General features: G+C 59.4%; 15 protein-coding genes and 1 pseudogene. 8 read left to right on the forward strand and 8 right to left on the reverse strand.

Translation table 11 applies throughout. The annotated features are described in order from the left end of the window. The 4 genes and pseudogenes from BLU28_RS22685 to BLU28_RS22705 all read right to left on the reverse strand — a co-directional run. Window positions 1-199: pseudogene (locus BLU28_RS22685) on the reverse strand (IS66 family transposase); the annotation flags it as partial. A gap of 875 nt (window positions 200-1,074) precedes the next feature. Beyond that, window positions 1,075-2,958 carry an ABC transporter ATP-binding protein gene (locus BLU28_RS22695; protein WP_077987611.1) on the reverse strand — a complete coding sequence of 628 codons (1,884 nt, stop codon included), beginning with the start codon at window positions 2,956-2,958 and terminating at the stop codon, window positions 1,075-1,077. A gap of 408 nt (window positions 2,959-3,366) precedes the next feature. Further along, the gene (locus tag BLU28_RS22700) at window positions 3,367-4,284 is read right to left on the reverse strand and encodes an SRPBCC family protein (RefSeq protein ID WP_077987612.1); all 918 of its coding nucleotides are present in this window, start codon (window positions 4,282-4,284) and stop codon (window positions 3,367-3,369) included. Further along, window positions 4,281-4,622 (reverse strand): ArsR/SmtB family transcription factor, encoded by a 342-nt coding sequence (locus tag BLU28_RS22705; protein ID WP_006700642.1) that lies wholly within the window; start codon window positions 4,620-4,622, stop codon window positions 4,281-4,283. The genes BLU28_RS22700 and BLU28_RS22705 overlap by 4 nt, the downstream gene beginning before the upstream one ends. Before the next feature lie 186 nt (window positions 4,623-4,808). Between BLU28_RS22705 and BLU28_RS22710 the strand changes: the two genes are divergently transcribed. The 7 genes from BLU28_RS22710 to BLU28_RS22740 all read left to right on the forward strand — a co-directional run bounded on the left by BLU28_RS22710 (window position 4,809) and on the right by BLU28_RS22740 (window position 10,035). After that, window positions 4,809-5,027 (forward strand): hypothetical protein, encoded by a 219-nt coding sequence (locus tag BLU28_RS22710; protein WP_004444840.1) that lies wholly within the window; start codon window positions 4,809-4,811, stop codon window positions 5,025-5,027. Between the two features lie 46 nt (window positions 5,028-5,073). Next, a complete protein-coding gene (locus BLU28_RS22715) occupies window positions 5,074-5,478 on the forward strand; it encodes a hypothetical protein (protein WP_077987649.1) in 405 nt (134 codons plus the stop codon). 225 nt (window positions 5,479-5,703) lie between these two features. Continuing rightward, window positions 5,704-7,707, forward strand: a complete 2,004-nt coding sequence (locus BLU28_RS22720; protein ID WP_077987614.1) for a hypothetical protein — start codon at window positions 5,704-5,706, stop codon at window positions 7,705-7,707. A 180-nt stretch (window positions 7,708-7,887) separates the two neighbouring features. After that, window positions 7,888-8,376: a cupin gene (locus BLU28_RS22725; RefSeq protein WP_077987615.1), complete on the forward strand. Its 489-nt coding sequence runs from the start codon at window positions 7,888-7,890 to the stop codon at window positions 8,374-8,376. A 180-nt stretch (window positions 8,377-8,556) separates the two neighbouring features. Then, window positions 8,557-8,994, forward strand: a complete 438-nt coding sequence (locus tag BLU28_RS22730; RefSeq protein ID WP_004444848.1) for a curlin — start codon at window positions 8,557-8,559, stop codon at window positions 8,992-8,994. 60 nt (window positions 8,995-9,054) lie between these two features. Further along, window positions 9,055-9,453 carry a curli-like amyloid fiber formation chaperone CsgH gene (csgH, locus tag BLU28_RS22735; RefSeq protein WP_077987616.1) on the forward strand — a complete coding sequence of 133 codons (399 nt, stop codon included), beginning with the start codon at window positions 9,055-9,057 and terminating at the stop codon, window positions 9,451-9,453. A 168-nt stretch (window positions 9,454-9,621) separates the two neighbouring features. Next, window positions 9,622-10,035, forward strand: a complete 414-nt coding sequence (locus BLU28_RS22740; protein ID WP_175477727.1) for a curlin — start codon at window positions 9,622-9,624, stop codon at window positions 10,033-10,035. 46 nt (window positions 10,036-10,081) lie between these two features. Here BLU28_RS22740 and BLU28_RS22745 read toward each other — a convergent pair whose 3' ends face one another. Further along, window positions 10,082-11,068, reverse strand: coding sequence for a hypothetical protein (locus BLU28_RS22745; RefSeq protein WP_077987618.1), 987 nt, complete (start codon window positions 11,066-11,068; stop codon window positions 10,082-10,084). 247 nt (window positions 11,069-11,315) lie between these two features. On the opposite strand from BLU28_RS22745, the gene BLU28_RS22750 reads away from it, so the two are divergent. Beyond that, window positions 11,316-11,648, forward strand: coding sequence for a tetratricopeptide repeat protein (locus BLU28_RS22750; RefSeq protein ID WP_077987650.1), 333 nt, complete (start codon window positions 11,316-11,318; stop codon window positions 11,646-11,648). 173 nt (window positions 11,649-11,821) lie between these two features. On the opposite strand, the gene catB is transcribed toward BLU28_RS22750, so the two are convergent. The 3 genes from catB to BLU28_RS22765 all read right to left on the reverse strand — a co-directional run bounded on the left by catB (window position 11,822) and on the right by BLU28_RS22765 (window position 14,987). Then, window positions 11,822-12,457 carry a type B chloramphenicol O-acetyltransferase gene (gene catB, locus BLU28_RS22755; protein ID WP_077987619.1) on the reverse strand — a complete coding sequence of 212 codons (636 nt, stop codon included), beginning with the start codon at window positions 12,455-12,457 and terminating at the stop codon, window positions 11,822-11,824. A gap of 203 nt (window positions 12,458-12,660) precedes the next feature. Next, window positions 12,661-12,843, reverse strand: coding sequence for a hypothetical protein (locus BLU28_RS22760; protein WP_004444862.1), 183 nt, complete (start codon window positions 12,841-12,843; stop codon window positions 12,661-12,663). A 200-nt stretch (window positions 12,844-13,043) separates the two neighbouring features. Then, window positions 13,044-14,987 (reverse strand): methyl-accepting chemotaxis protein, encoded by a 1,944-nt coding sequence (locus BLU28_RS22765; RefSeq protein ID WP_004444865.1) that lies wholly within the window; start codon window positions 14,985-14,987, stop codon window positions 13,044-13,046. Window positions 14,988-14,991: the final 4 nt, after the last annotated feature.

Here is a 14,991-nt window from a genome sequence, read left to right on the forward strand (position 1 = left end):
TCTCGGATTTGCGCCCAAAGGCTGCCTGCTTGAATGCTGCAACCAGCTTCTCAAGCCGTTCGATCCGCTCGTCCTTGCGGGCGATATGTTCGTCCCTGCTGGCTATCGCGACGTCCTTGGCCGCCTCGCGTGCCTGCGCCGCGATCAGCATCGCCTTCAGGGCGGCAACATCATCGGGAAGGTCGGCGGCATCAAGCATGGCCGGAAACTGTCAAATCCGACCCGATTTGACTTCGGAATTCGCGGTACTGAGTCATCGTGCCGCAGCTATTCGATCGCTTCCGGCGTTCTCGTCTGGACGGCATGAACCCGCCGCCAATCGAGGCCTGCGAACAACGCAATGTCGGTGAACCTCACGTCCAGGCTTCCCGGTTGTGAGAAACTCTAATGTAGTCTCCATGGAGAAACTCCCGTTCATCCATGGACAGGCGATCACAGATCAGACAGCGGAGGACAATGTGGGGAGTGGGACAGCGGTTACGGAATAACACAGAGAGGCTACGTTGCATTGTTCACTCGTAGAGGCGAAGTGTGACGCTGAGATAACGACTACGGGAATAGCAAACCGCTTACCTCAGACATCAACATCCGAACCCATGTGGAAAAAAGCCTTTCCTCTCACTTACGCCACGTAGTCCATTGCGACCTTGTTTATCGGTGAGTAGCGACGGCACTTTCAATCCCACGCACCAAGTCTCACCAAACCATTTGATCATCTGCTGGACTTGTTTGGCGGGGGGCACTCCACCAGCATCTACCAATTCAATTGCAGCTTGGGACGTTGCTAACAGAATGCGCGCTGCCTCCGGCACGTATCGGAGATCGACGCCGGTGTCGAGGCGTTCTCGTATGACCTGGTCGCGGAGCTTCTCCGGGTATGTCCACGCGGTCACCAGAAAATCATGGACGCTGACCTTTTGTCCGCCGATATCGATCGTGGCCTCCCGGGCAGTCTCCGCATAATGCAGCGCCTCGACGCGTTCGCAGGCTTCGATTGCTGAATCAGTATGTCTCTGATCGAATTCTAATCGGCTTTCATCGTAACCTCTTTACAAATGACGAAGCTCTCCGCTCTCAGCTTCGGTCCACCACCGCCTCCGACGTCACCCCCTCATCTTCGGGAATGAAGCCACCAATCTGGCGTTTCCAGAGCCGCGCAAACAATCCATCCTGCTCGACCAGTTCCTCGGGCCTTCCCTCTTCGACAATCCGGCCGTGATCCAGCACTATGATGCGATCCATCCGGGCAATGGTCGACAGGCGATGGGCGATGGCAACGACCGTTTTGCCCTCCATCACAAGATTGAGCTTGTCCTGAATGGCGGCCTCGGACTCGCTATCAAGGGCGGAGGTGGCTTCATCGAGGATCAGGATCGGTGCGTCTTTCAACAACACGCGCGCAATGGCGACCCGCTGGCGCTGCCCGCCGGAAAGCTTGATGCCGCGGTCTCCAACGAAGGCCTGATACCCTTTTCGTTCTTCGCTGTCGGTAAGATCGCCAATGAAGCCCTCCGCCTTCGCCACTTTAGCCACCTTCTCCACCTCCTCCTGCGTTGCCTCTGGGCGCCCGTAGCGGATGTTGTCGCCTACCGACCGGTGCAGCAGGGCCACGTCCTGGGCAATCACCCCGATATTGCGGCGCAGGCTCATCTGCGTGACCTCGCGAATATCCTGCCCGTCGATGCGAATGGCGCCCTCCTGAATGTCATAGAAACGCAGGAGCAGATTGACCAGCGTCGTTTTTCCCGCACCTGATAGCCCCACAAGGCCGACTTTCTCCCCGGCGCGCACGGTCAGCGACAGATCATCTATCACCGGTCTGCCTGACTTGTAAGCAAAGCGGATATGGTCGAACTCGATGTTCCCATGCGAAACGCTCAGTTCCGCCGCGTCGGATCTGTCCGTAATCGTCGGCGGCGTCGTCATGACAGGCATGGCATCCTTGATCGTACCGATCGCCTGGAATATCTGCTGGCCCATCTGCAGGAAGGTGAATGTGTGCCCGGACAACCGCTGCAATATATAAACCGCGCCGACGAATTCTCCGACCGTGATGAAGCCTTTCACCAGACCGGAAAGCCCCACCGACAGGATCGCCAGCCACAACGCCATGTTGAGCGCAACCACCGCCAGCTCGGATGCGCGATAGACACGCTGTTCCCGATGCTGCGTCTGCACGGCTTTCATCAGTATGCGGCGGATTGCGCCTGCCTCGCTGTCCTCGGCGGCAAATTGCTTGATCATCTGCATGTTGCTGTAGAGATCGGTGATCGCCCCCGAGACAAGGCTCTTTTGTTTCGCCGAGCGCCGTGACCGCTCTGAGAAGACCGGGGCAAGTTTGACGGCGAGAACTACATTGAGCACGATCCAAATGAACACCGGCAGCGCCAGTTGCCAGGACAAGGCGGCAAGGAGCGCAAGAGAGCCGATCATTTGCAACAGGAAACGCGGTCCGATCTGAAACGCGTTGATAATCTGCTGCTGAACGGCTGACGAGACCTGCGAAAGACGCGAGGCGACCTGCCCCGCATAAAGCTCATGGAAAAATGCCAGATCCTGCTGCTCCACGGCCTTGTGGCCCTGCCACTGGATGGCCGCCGGCATCGCAATGCCAAGCGTGTGGGAATTGAGCGTATTGAGAAGGAACGACGCTATGGGCATAGCGGGGAAAATCAACAACCCAAGCACGGTCAGCAGCGGCCATTCATTGCGCAGGAAAGCCGTTGCTCCCTGCGCCGTCACCCCATCGACGATAACGGACAGACCCCAGATGATCGAAAGATTGATGGCTTCCACCGCCATGGACGACAGGGCAAGAGCAATCAGGACGCCACGAAACATAGCAATGAAATGCAACAGCACCGCGACGGGGCCTTTCGACGGCAGTGGCCGAAAGGGAATGTCGAGCGGCCGTATCAGCGTCTCGAAGGGGCGGAAAATCGTATCTGAAATCGACATGGGCCTCTCGGATCGCGGTTTGGCATCGACGGGGAGGAATCAGCTACGCGTCCGGCATGGAACCATGCATGGCGTTCAATCTCAATTAGCGGCTTAGTTTTTTGGGATTGGAGCTCGTGGTTTGGGCTCGGTGGAGCAACTGCCGGCCCAGTGTAAAAACTTAGTACAGCCGCGTTTCGTGACAGCTCGCGGACCAGATGTCACGCTGGCAAATGCATCCGCTGCCCGACAGTCCGTTGAACCCCTTTTGTAAAATAAGCAAACAAAGGTGCGCGTTTTCGCTGCTCGTTAAAGGCGGGACCTGCAAGACGATCTAGCAAGCTCATAGCGGCTTTGAAGAGTAGTTGCCGCTCTGGACAGGAGGCCGGTATCGAGACAGCCGCGCATGGAGCTGTCGGCCCGGCACATCTATAGTGTCTTGGCGAAGCGTTCCAATTTACCCAGCGTTTGCTGCCCCAGCTCCACAGCGCCGAAACCCTTCGCTTGCTGGAACTCGGCTTCCGTGCTGAACACCATGCCCAGCACAACTTTCGTCGCGCCATCCTGATCTTCGAAGGAGGCCCAGGCGTCGGCATGTTTCGGCCCGTTTTCGCCCCATAGCAGCGTATAGGCGAGCCTCTCTTCGGGGCGGACCTCGACATAACGATGATGGTTCGGGAAAACTGTGCCGTCAGGGCCGATCATGTCAAAGACCCATTCGCCGCCGGTCCGCAGGTCAATCCTCTTCGTGCGGCAGGAAAATCCTTCCGGGCCCCACCATTGCGGCAGCGTCTTTTCATTCATCCAGGCTTTCCAGACAATGTTTCGCGGCACTTTTATCGTTCGCTCCAGCACCATGGTTCGCCCGCCCACGCTGGCCAGATTGTTGAGACCGGCGCTGAAACCTTGTTGATAGCCATCGCGCATATCCTCGGCCAATGAGGAAAGCTGCACCGTTACGGTCAAGCGGCTACGCTCTTCCGCCGCCTGAAAATCGGCAGTCACCAGCGCTGCCGACTGGGTTACGCCGTCGGATGAGACCACCTCGTAATTCACGCTGCGGCGGGTTGGCTGAAGCTCCAGCCAGCCGCATTCACAGCGAATATCCGGTTGGCCGGCGACCTTGCAGAGCGACACTTCGCGACCGCCCAGCCTGCTGTCCGCCTCCAGGAATTCCACTGTCACCGAGGGTGAGGGAGAGGCCCACACCGCCCGGGCGGCGGGTGAGAGCCAGACCTGCCAGAGAGCCGATAGCGGAACGGCAATTTCCCGTTCGAAGCTGAGCGTTGCAAAACGGTCTTGTGGCGGTTCAGCGTGTGCGCTTTGTTGACCCGGTTTCGTTGTCATTGTTCCTCCTCCTTCATGGCGTGAACTGCAAATGCCTCCAGCCGGTCAAGCCGGCTCTCCCACACGGCCCGTTGCTCATCGAGCCAAGTTCTCACCGGCTCCAGCGCTTCAGGTACTATTGCGCAGGTGCGCACGCGTCCATCCTTGGATGTGGCGATGAGCCCCGCCTCCTCAAGCACGGCGAGGTGGCGCATGACCGTGGGCAAGCGCAGACCCGTGGGAGCGGACAATGCGGTAACCTGCGCCGGCCCGCTGCCGAGGCGAGCGAGAATTGCCCGCCGTGTGGGATCGGCAAGGGCCTGGAAGATGAGTGAAAGCTCTGGATGATGCTTAGCCATATCGCTAACTATCATGTTCCATCATCGCGACACAAGTAAAAACCTAGCCGATTAGCTAAGTTTATCATCCGGCAAATCCGGATCGGGAACTGAAACAAGCCATCGAGAGTTGCAAAAAAGCAATTGACTCCCGCCGCCCGGTGGGTGAGCTTCGGCGGGAAAAAGACGGGGAAAAATCAAATCATCATGTCGCCAGAACGCTTTAACCAATGCCTGCGGGTCATTCGCTGGACGCCGATCAACATCGCCTCCGCGCTGCAATGCGAACTCTCCTGGATCGAGGCGCTTGAGGCGGGCAATGAAGAGGTTCCCGAAGGGCTGGCCACATGGCTTGAAACGCTTGCGCAGGCCCATGAGGCTCTGCCGCCGCCCTCCACCTACAGAGGCAAACGGTCAACCTTCTGACACGGCCGATTGTCGTCAGCCTTCACCAACGATTGGATTGTTCGAAATGAAATACCTCATCGCGGCTCTTGGCCTGATCACCTTCTCGAGCCCCGTTTTCGCGGCTTCCTGCGAGAAGAACTTCACCGTCTCCGGCGTGCCGATGGTGACGGCTGTTTCCTACAAGTCCTGGCAGGAGCTGCCGAAGGCAAAAGCGCCGGCCGTGCTTCAAAAGCTCGCCCAGGCCGTGGCGGCGGAAGGTTTTTCGGGCATCCAGATCAACAAGTCGCTGTCGTCCATCGACGCGCACCAGGAGACCAGCGGCAGCGGCAGAATTCAGACGCTGCGGGTGGTGGCCCGGCAAAAGGGTGCGGCTGTGCGGATCGACGCCGTCTTCAACATTCAGGCAGGGCAGATCGCGGACAAGAACGTGATCCGCGAGGGTATCTGCAATATCATCAATGGCGCGTGACGCGGCGGATTCCAAGCCCTGCCCACCCAAACGCTGATTGCCGGTGAGGCCGCGTCTGCCCCTTCGCCCGACGCTTGCGCTGGCGCCGCACCTGTGGTGGCCGGCATGGCGTTGACGGTCTGGATGTAGCGCGGCCTTCACGGGCGTCGATCACCTCTTGCTAAGCAACTTTTGCGTGCTTAAAAGGCGCGCAATATGATCAGTATGTGAGAGAGGACCAACGTCGTGGAACAGGAAAACAGCCATACCGGCAAGGGTCGGCGCAGGGCGCTATGGGCGGCGGTGGCAATTATCGCCGTTGCGGCCGCAGGTGTCATCGGCGGCAAGACCTTCTACGAGGCGAAGGTGAAGGAACTGGTTGCGCGCACCGGCGCGACTGCCGGCTCCGTGGAAGTCGATTTCCTCGGGAAAATTCATGTTCGCGATCTGACGCTGCCGCTCGAAGATGGCAAGAATCTTCGTATTGCCGCCATTGACGGTCGTCCGAAGCTGCCCTTTCTGGACGGCGCGCTGGACATGAGCGACATCGATGTGGATGTACCCACCGGCAAGCTTTCAATGGCGCATGCCCGCATCGAGAATGCGGCGTTCGAGAAGTCCGCACAGGCGGAAGGAAACGGCGGCTCCCTGCCCCGCCGCATCGAGCGCTTCGCAGCGACGCGCATCTCCACGCCCGAGCTGACGTTGAGCCAGTCGGTCGCGACCACCGAGCAGAAGACGGTTTACAGCAACCTGGTCCTCTCCGAGATCGCCGGTGGCCGTATCGCCCGGTATTCGATCGACAAGGGCAGCTACGACATCAAGATGCGGCTTCCCGACAGTGACGGCGCGATTGAGGACAAGCATGTGGCGGTGTCGACCGGCGTGATCGCTGGTCAGGACATCGACGTCGCTTATCTCGCCCGGCTCTATACGGAAAAGGCCGGCCCTGACGACAAGGTGGCAAAACCTCTCTATGGGCCGCTTTCCGTCAAGACGGTTTCATTTTCCGATGGCGATGGCCGTTTCAGCTACGACGAGATCCGCAGCGATGGCTTTACCGCCCGCATGCCATCCGAACCGCTGCTGGACACACTGAAGGCACTGACGGTCACCAAGGATCCCGACCAGCTTCCGCCGGAGGAACGCCAGGCGCTTTTTGCCAAGGTCGTGTCCATCCTCGACATGATCGGCAGGAGCAACATGCAGCTCATCGGCTTCAAGGCCGACGCACCGGATGAAAAAGAGGGAGCGGCCGGCAAAAGGGTCAAGGCCGCCATCGACCGCATCGACATGCAGATGGACAGCCGCAAGCTCGACTTTGGCCTGAACGGTCTGTCGATCGGTGACGGCGACGGCAAGATCGAAGTGGCGGAAGCAAGCCTCAAGGGTTTCGACTGGAGTTCGACGATCGAGGGTATCTCCCAGATCATCGCGCTCGATGAAACCGAGATCGAGACCTTTCAGTTCAATCGCCTGATACCGGAACTTGGCCGGGTGCGCGTCGGCGGCATCAACGTCGATATTGCCGCGCCGAAAGAGCCGGAGGAAGAACCCACCGGCACGCCGGAACGCATCAGGTTCACGCTCAAGAATTTCGAGATGGGGCTGACCAAGCCCTTCAACGGCATTCCGACCGATATAGAGATCAGGCAGGATGACCTCACACTTCCGATCCCCGCAGACGCGACGGAGGACGTTTTCGTGGAAGCCCGCAAGCTGGGTCTCGAGACGCTGGCTTTCTCCTATGGCCTTTCCGCAGGCTGGGACGAGCCGAACAGCAATCTGGTGATCCGCGACATCTCGCTCAGCAGCAGGGATTTCGGCAGCGTCAATCTTGCCGGACTGGTCAGCGGCTTTACGGAGGAGTTCTTCTCCTTCGACGTCAATCGCGCGCAGGCGGCGCTTTTCGGGCTTGCCGGCCGTGAGGTGAAGCTCACCGTCAAGGACGAAGGCTTGATGGCCAAGGCGATCAAGCTCTATGCCCTGCAGAACGACATGACCGAGGATCAGGTGCGCGGCACGCTGACGCTGGTGGCGAGTGTGATGCTGCAGCAGGTGGCGGCGGAGCAGCCGAAGCTGCAAGGCGCGGTGGAGGCGCTGGTGCGCTTCATCAGCACGCCCGGAACCCTGACTGTCACAGTCAAATCCACGGGCGTCAATGGCCTCGGGGTCTTCGACCTGGTTGCGGCTTCCGACAATCCGATGGGTCTTCTCGACAAGGTCGATATTCAGGCGACAGCCGAGTAAGCCAGCCAGAACACGTCCCAAGCCCGGTTCGCCGGGCTTGGGACCGCCGCAACCGCGTTTTCGTCAAGACATTGCGGAACTGCCCGCTCCCCGGAGTTATTATGACCTGGGCGGCTGAAATGCGCCGCCAGATTTCGGTCCGCATTTTTCGCGGTAGAAACGGTCATGAGGAGCATCGCCATGAAAACCGAGCAACTGACCTTCGGCCCCAGCGGACAGGTCCCCAATAACCAGACCTTTCCCGTGATCATTTACCGCAATGTCGGCGCGGACTTTCATTCCGCGGATTTCGAAGCGACATTTTCCCGCAACGGATGGAGCGGCATCTGGCGCAACGGCGTTTTCGACTACCACCATTACCACAGCGGGGCACACGAGGTTCTGGGTGTCGGACGTGGCGAAGCGACCTTGCAGATCGGCGGGCCTGAGGGGCAAGTTCTCGATGTTGCCCGCGGTGACTGCCTGATCCTGCCCGCCGGGACAGGCCACATGAAACTGGACTCCTCCCCGGATTTTCAAGTGGTGGGTGCTTATCCGCCCGGGCAGGAAGCCGATATTCAAACATCCTCCGCCAGCGCTGACATGGTTGAGCGGATCAGATCCCTGCCGAAGCCGGAGACCGATCCTGTGCACGGAGCTTCGGGCGGCCTGACAGATATATGGCGCTGAAGAGGCGTTTACGGTCCCGTCAGGATACCGCGGGAACGTGGAGGCTGGCTTAAGCGATGCCGGCGCCTATTGGCTTCGGCCAATGAACCACGACTGAATGACGCCTTCAGCCTCCGTTCCGGTGGAACGTTCTAAAACGGGGACGTTCAACCGCGGTCCATCCGCCTGAGGAGACACGTCATGATCCGGAAGTCTTTCATTGCAAGTGCACTCGTCGCTCTCGTCGGCTTCGCTGCCGCGGCACCCGCCATGGCCAATGATGTGCGCATCGAACAATATGGCTGGTCCAATTCTGCCGGCGGCGCACAGGAGGGTTACGGCAACCGGATCCGCACGTACCAGAACGGCGGCTACAACCGGATTGTCGGTCATCAATATGGCCGGCATAACCTCTCGGCTGTCGGCCAGGAGGGGCACGACAATTACGGCTCCACCTATCAGAACGGCAGCCGCAACGTGGCCGGCATTGGCCAGTTCGGTTCCAATCACACCACCATCCTCACGCAGGACGGCAACGGCAACATCGCGGCCGGTGTCCAGGTGGGCCGCGGATGCAGCGCCAATGTGAGCCAGGGCGGCAACGACAATGTCGCCGCCTTCGTGCAAGCCTGCCCTTGACCGGCCGCACGACGTGTAACCGGTCGGGCGCGTAACATCAGATCATCCGGGAGACCAGCCATGCCCCACAGCATCAGTCATAAGCGCCGCCTGGCGGCGATCCTTGCGCTGGCACTGCTTCCCGCCGGCACCGTTGCGGCCATATCGACCGCACGGGAGTCGACGGCTGGAAACGTCTGCGAGATCAGGGCAACGTCGCAGGCGGGCATGGTGAAGCTGGAGGCCTTTGCCGGAGCCGATGTCACTGCCGGCGGGACCTACGGCTTTCACGTCGAAAAATCGGGAAGCGGCGAACATTCGGTGATCAATCAGGGCGGCGACTTTGATGCCGCAGCCGGACGTCCGCAACTGCTGACCACGGTAACGCTAGATGCGAAGGGAGCCCGCTATAAGGCGGTGCTCGATATGGTGATCGATGGCCGGAGCTTCAGTTGCACAAAGCAGGTTGATGGCGACTAAGCCAAGACATGCCCGTAAATTATCTCCGTGAAGGGCGCCGCTTCAGGCGCCCTTTTCTTTGGATCCTGCCAAGCGACTGAACGACGTGTGAACGGGCAGTTCCGATCAGGTTCAGTTGCGAAATGCGATTATCGATCATCGGCAAGGCGCTGAGGGATGGAGATCAGAATGACGCGCAACATATTGAAACTCATGACTGTTACCCTGCTCGTCGGGGGCCTCGCACCTCTTGGTTCTCCGGCACCGGCCCACGCCGGCGGTCGCATCTCCTTCGATCTCGCACCCGGCAATGCCGCCGATGGCGGCCTGCTTTCGACGGGCCTCCGCGCCTATTCGCTCTACCGCGGCCTGAAGGATGCCGACATCCGCCAGCTCGGCCGCGGCAACGCCGCCGGCATTGCCCAGAACGGCGGCGGCAATCTCGGCTTTATCCGGCAACGGGGTGTCGGCCACTCCGCGACATTGCAGCAGAACGGCAACAACAATGCCTATGGCATTTTTCAGTACGGCCGCAACACGGATACCAACGTCGTGCAGGACGGCAATAACGGCAGCGGCCTGACCTTCAGCTACGGCTGGTAGGGCAAGGCGGGACAGTCAGTCGTCCCTGCAGGTCTTCGCCACAGACTCAATTCGCAAGAACCTCGCCATCCCTGCTCTGAACGATATCCGGCGATGGAACCGGCGGAGCACCGGTATCGGGCAGAGGCGGAATTATCAGCCATGCGTCTGGGTAGTCATTGCGAAGATTGCGGGGATTATAACGAATATTGGTTCCAGCGGCATGGTGAAGCGTTCCAAGAGCGGCATCTTTTGACAGAGTGCCTCTGCTGATTTCGTGGAGCTTTCGCTCGCCGTTCAAGGCAAGCGTTACCTCTGAAAGATCGAAGTCATCGATGTGAATGGTCTGCCCAGTCGGTATATCGAGAACCCATCTGTCGGAATCGACAAAGCCATCGGTGTAAACATTGCCGGTGGAGGCCCGCAGGGAGGTGCCTTTCGGCAGGTTGATACCGTCAACGACATTGCCATCGGCGAGAATGCATTTGCTGAAGGTAGAGATGCTGCCATCAGCCATGAGATCGAACTCCACGGGCTGCGTTGCATCACAACGCCAGTCGCTCTGAGTGGTCACGCCAATACCGGATATCCGCATGTCGCCTGGGGTGAAACCGATCGTTTCGTAATTTTCATTGGTTTTTATCGCGATATAACGGGCGATCTCAACGGCATCGATATCCGCGATCCGCACCGGATGCGGAAACACGGCCCTATCGAAGGCCTCCTTGTTGTCGGCAATGGCCAGTTCGAGCTTCGTACCCTTGGGCATATCTATCCCGCCCAGACGTGCGGGTTCCAGAAGTTCCGGCTGATAACGTATTGCTCTCTCCCTGTCGTAAGCGCTCATCTCCAGATAAAATTCACCGAACCGAAAAAGCGTGAAAAGCGCAACCGCGGTCACCAGCCCGTAAGGCAGGATCATCGGGCGCTTCCAGCGCCCGCCCATGTATCGAACCAACAGCCATAGTGACCAGACGCCCCACACAAGGGTCGTGATGAGAAAGAAGGCAAGGAGAAGCAACGCTTCGACGGAGGGCAATGCGACGGGGATCATGCAAACCCATAATTCTGGGGGGAATCGTGTCCATTCTTTAGAGACATCCGTGCTTTAACCCACAGGCTGTGGTCATTTCAACTCGGCGAGGGCGAGAGATGCGACGTAGCCTGACGGAGGCGCGCGTCGTCGTCGGACGCGTTCGCATGCGGGCCCATGCAGGATGAGCGCGCCAAATACCGCTTGACCTCAACTGCGCTTGAGATCGTACCGATACATGGTGTTTCACCATTGCTCCGGGACAACGATGATAACAAAACTCATGAAGATGCTGGAAGACGGGAGGGACAGTCCCCTTCTGCGCTTTTCAATCGCGAAGGCTCTGGCGGCAGCGGGGCAGTTCGAAAATGCAGCGCATCACCTGCAGGAGGCTATCCGGCAGGGTCCCGACTATTCGGCGGTATGGGCAGAACTCGGCGAATGCCGTGCACGGTTGGGAGACAATGACGGCGCCGTTACGGCGTGGGTGGAAGGAATGTCGGTCGCCGTCAGGCGAGGCGACATTCAGGCGAGGAGACAGATGGAAGTCCGGCTCCGGCGTCTGCGATCACGCACAGCGCGACCTCATTCGGCGGCTTGATCACTATGAAATCCGCCGTGATGTCTCCACAGGATGGATTTGCAGGATGATACGGAGCTGTCTTGGTCGTTCATCCGGGGCTGACTACACCGCTCACTGACGGCGACGCTGACCCACATGTCCGGCCCTCGGAAAGGCTCGGCCCGCCTCGATGAGACGGGCCGGCCGTTCGTTTACGGCTGGGAGCTATCCGACCGCCAGAACCGGTAAAGCCCCGCAACATTGCCGCTGGTCATGAGCGGCATCGCAGCCTTCAGCCGGTCCGCCGGCCAATCCCACCACTTCATCTCCAGAAGCAGCTCGATCGAGTCGTCGTCGAAACGCTTGCGGATCGTTTTCGCGGGATTGCCACCGACGATAGCGTAAGGTTCGACATCTTTCGTCACCAGCGCACGCGTTCCAATCACGGCGCCGTCGCCTATGGTAATACCGGGCATGATGACAGCTTCCGAGCCTATCCAGACATCATTGCCGATGACTGTGTCGCCGGACGGCAGATAGCCGTTTGCGGCATTCTCGAATTCCGGCACTTCGGGCATGAAGAAGAAGGGAAAGGTGCTGATCCACTCATTGCGATGGCCCTGATTGCCCGCCATGATGAAGGCTGCGCCCGAACCTATCGAGCAGAAGCTCCCCACCACCAGCCTGTCCGCGCCCTCATCCGGCAACAGATAACGGGCACAATCTTCAAAGCTGTGGCCGTGATAATAGCCGGAATAATAGCTATATTTTCCGACCAGGAGGTTTGGGTTCTTTACCTGCTTGTCGAGCGTGATGCCCCGGAACGGGCTTTCGAAATAGTTTTCCATTGAGTAATCTCACTGCATGTCTTCGCTTTCGCTTGCCTTGCGGCAAGCCGACACCAGGCGAAAAGCCGGCTGGCTTCTCGTCCGATGCTCCTCGCGCTGCGGCGGGAGCTAGATGCAGGTGGTACTCGATGCTTTGATCATGGCTCCCTGTTACCGCAAAACGAGCCAAAGGCAAAGTGCCGCCACACGACAACCTTCAAGGATCAGGAAGCAATGGCCAGAATGAGCGCGATCATAAGCAGCATGGGGCCCATCCACTTGAAGTGACGCGCCACCGGCGGCCGGTGGGCTGGATTTCTCGACAGGGACAGATATCCGAACCCCACCAGCGTCATCCAGAGGCCGACGCAGAACATGATGAATTCATCAATATAGGCTGCGATCATGTCTTCCCCTCCCAGGCACGCGCCAATGGCGGCAAACCTAACCAGCATGACGACGAATGGCAACGAATAGCCACGGCGCAGTGGCAGGCTGATCCGTCCCGAAAAGCAGAACACCGGGCTCAGGCTAGAAACCCGACCCCGGTGCCCCTGTCTGGAATAGTGCTTTCAGCGCCATGGAGAGCGTGAAGGCAGAGTGGGTATCAGAACTCCTCCCAATTATCCGTTGTCGTATTCAGTGCCGCGTTGCCGGAGAACGCCGCCCTGATCCGGCCGCCAAGGGCGCGGGCCGGTGAGGTCGCCGGTCTGTCGGCCGACGAAGCGGTTCGCACGGGCGCGGAAGCCTCGCTGTAACCGGCTTCAGACAGCTTGAACTGGGCGATCAGCCGGTTGAGCGACGACGCCTCGCGTGCGAGCCCGTGGCTCGCCGCGGTGCTCTCCTCCACCATTGCGGCGTTCTTCTGGGTGTCCTGGTCCATCTGGTTCACGGCCGTATTGATCTGCTGGAGACCGGAGGACTGTTCCTGTGCCGATTCCGCAATCGCCGCCACGTGGCGGTTGATCTCCTGCACTTCCGTGACGATCAGTTCCAATGCCTTGCCGGTCTCTCCGACGAGCTGCACGCCTTGCTGGACCTGACCGTTCGAGGTCGTGATCAGGTTCTTGATCTCCTTGGCGGCGCCTGCGGAACGCTGCGCCAGTTCGCGAACCTCCTGCGCGACAACGGCGAAGCCCTTGCCCGCCTCGCCCGCACGGGCAGCCTCCACCCCGGCATTCAGTGCCAGAAGGTTGGTCTGGAAGGCAATCTCATCGATAACGCCGATAATATTGGAAATCTCATTCGCGGATGTCGCGATCTGTTCCATCGCGGCAACGGCCTTCTGCACCACGTCTCCGGATCTTTCGGCGCCGATCTTCGCGCGGCTGACGAGATGTCCCGCTTCCTGCGCCCGTTTGGTCGAATCCTTCACCGTCGTGGTGATCTCTTCCAGCGCCGCAGCGGTTTCCTCTACCGCCGCAGCCTGCTGCTCCGTCCGTTTCGCCAGATCGTCGGCCGCTGCGCGGATTTCGTTTGCGCCGGAATCGATGCCACGGGCATTCTGCGCCACCTGGTTGAGCGTCGACTGCAGCTGTTCCGCGGCCCTGTTGAAGTCGCCACGAATACCGTCCAGGCTCGGCACAAACGGCTGCGCTATGCGGTAAGTGACATCGCCTTCGGCGATCTTCGAAAGCGCGGTGGCAAGATTGTTGACCGCAAACTGAACGTCGGCGGCTTCCTGCGCCTTCTGTTTCTCCCGCTCGATCCGATCCTTTTCGGACATGGACCGGTTCGCGTCCGTTTCAGCCTCGAGCCGCAGGCGCTCCACTGCGCTTTCGCGGAACGCTTGAACGGTTGCGGCCATCTGGCCAACTTCATCCTTGCGATCCATGCCGACGATTTCGCTTGCAGTATCCCCCGCCGCCAGCGCTTCCATGCGGGCGCGAAGGCGTGCAATCGGCGTGGTAATGCCGCGGGACGAGATGAGCAGGCCAAGCGCGATCACGGCCAGAGACATGAGTGCGAGTGTGACAACACCCGTCCAGATCGTCGTATTCGTGCTTGCGGTAAGGCGCTCCCGGCCCTCATTCATGACCTGGATGAGCTGTTCGTTACCCGCACTGATTTTCGGCGAAACCTCGGTGATTTTCCGCAGGACGTTAAGCGCCATCTGCTGGGCTTCGGCCCGTTGTCCTGCCTGCATGAGGGAAATGACCTGATTGCCGATTTCCTCGACTTCGACAACACCCTTGAGGATGTCCCGCGCGGCGTCCGTGCGGGCCGGCACGAGTTCCATGATCTTGTTCTGGCGTTCCTCGAGCTGCTTGCGATCTGCCCTGAAGGTCTTTACGGCCGCTTCGAAATCGCTGCTGGCCGGATCGTTGAGGCTGGCGCGAAGCATCTGCATGCCGAGCGCATTGAGATTTCCGCTTGTTCTGGCGTTCAGCACCGCAGCAAGGGCCTCGTGGCCGATGAAATCACTATAGACATTATCGGTGCTTTTATATTGCAGGCTGACATAGCTTATGCCGGAAAGCGACATCAGGCTCATCAGCGAGATGACAAAAACGACCTTCGTTTTTATCTTGGTATTCTTCAGGAATGACATGAAC

The sequence above is a fragment of the Agrobacterium pusense genome (assembly GCF_900102105.1).
GTDB classification, from domain to species: domain Bacteria; phylum Pseudomonadota; class Alphaproteobacteria; order Rhizobiales; family Rhizobiaceae; genus Agrobacterium; species Agrobacterium pusense.

Excerpts from the sequence above, each read along its gene's own strand:
- BLU28_RS22695 (WP_077987611.1), bottom strand. The coding sequence starts at position 2,958 with ATGTCGATTTCAGATACGATTTTCCGCCCCTTCGAGACGCTGATACGG.
- BLU28_RS22700 (WP_077987612.1), bottom strand. The coding sequence starts at position 4,284 with ATGACAACGAAACCGGGTCAACAAAGCGCACACGCTGAACCGCCACAA.
- BLU28_RS22705 (WP_006700642.1), bottom strand. The coding sequence starts at position 4,622 with ATGGCTAAGCATCATCCAGAGCTTTCACTCATCTTCCAGGCCCTTGCC.
- BLU28_RS22710 (WP_004444840.1), top strand. The coding sequence starts at position 4,809 with ATGTCGCCAGAACGCTTTAACCAATGCCTGCGGGTCATTCGCTGGACG.
- BLU28_RS22715 (WP_077987649.1), top strand. The coding sequence starts at position 5,074 with ATGAAATACCTCATCGCGGCTCTTGGCCTGATCACCTTCTCGAGCCCC.
- BLU28_RS22725 (WP_077987615.1), top strand. The coding sequence starts at position 7,888 with ATGAAAACCGAGCAACTGACCTTCGGCCCCAGCGGACAGGTCCCCAAT.
- BLU28_RS22730 (WP_004444848.1), top strand. The coding sequence starts at position 8,557 with ATGATCCGGAAGTCTTTCATTGCAAGTGCACTCGTCGCTCTCGTCGGC.
- csgH (WP_077987616.1), top strand. The coding sequence starts at position 9,055 with ATGCCCCACAGCATCAGTCATAAGCGCCGCCTGGCGGCGATCCTTGCG.
- BLU28_RS22740 (WP_175477727.1), top strand. The coding sequence starts at position 9,622 with ATGACGCGCAACATATTGAAACTCATGACTGTTACCCTGCTCGTCGGG.
- BLU28_RS22745 (WP_077987618.1), bottom strand. The coding sequence starts at position 11,068 with ATGATCCCCGTCGCATTGCCCTCCGTCGAAGCGTTGCTTCTCCTTGCC.
- BLU28_RS22750 (WP_077987650.1), top strand. The coding sequence starts at position 11,316 with ATGATAACAAAACTCATGAAGATGCTGGAAGACGGGAGGGACAGTCCC.
- catB (WP_077987619.1), bottom strand. The coding sequence starts at position 12,457 with ATGGAAAACTATTTCGAAAGCCCGTTCCGGGGCATCACGCTCGACAAG.
- BLU28_RS22760 (WP_004444862.1), bottom strand. The coding sequence starts at position 12,843 with ATGATCGCAGCCTATATTGATGAATTCATCATGTTCTGCGTCGGCCTC.
- BLU28_RS22765 (WP_004444865.1), bottom strand. The coding sequence starts at position 14,987 with ATGTCATTCCTGAAGAATACCAAGATAAAAACGAAGGTCGTTTTTGTC.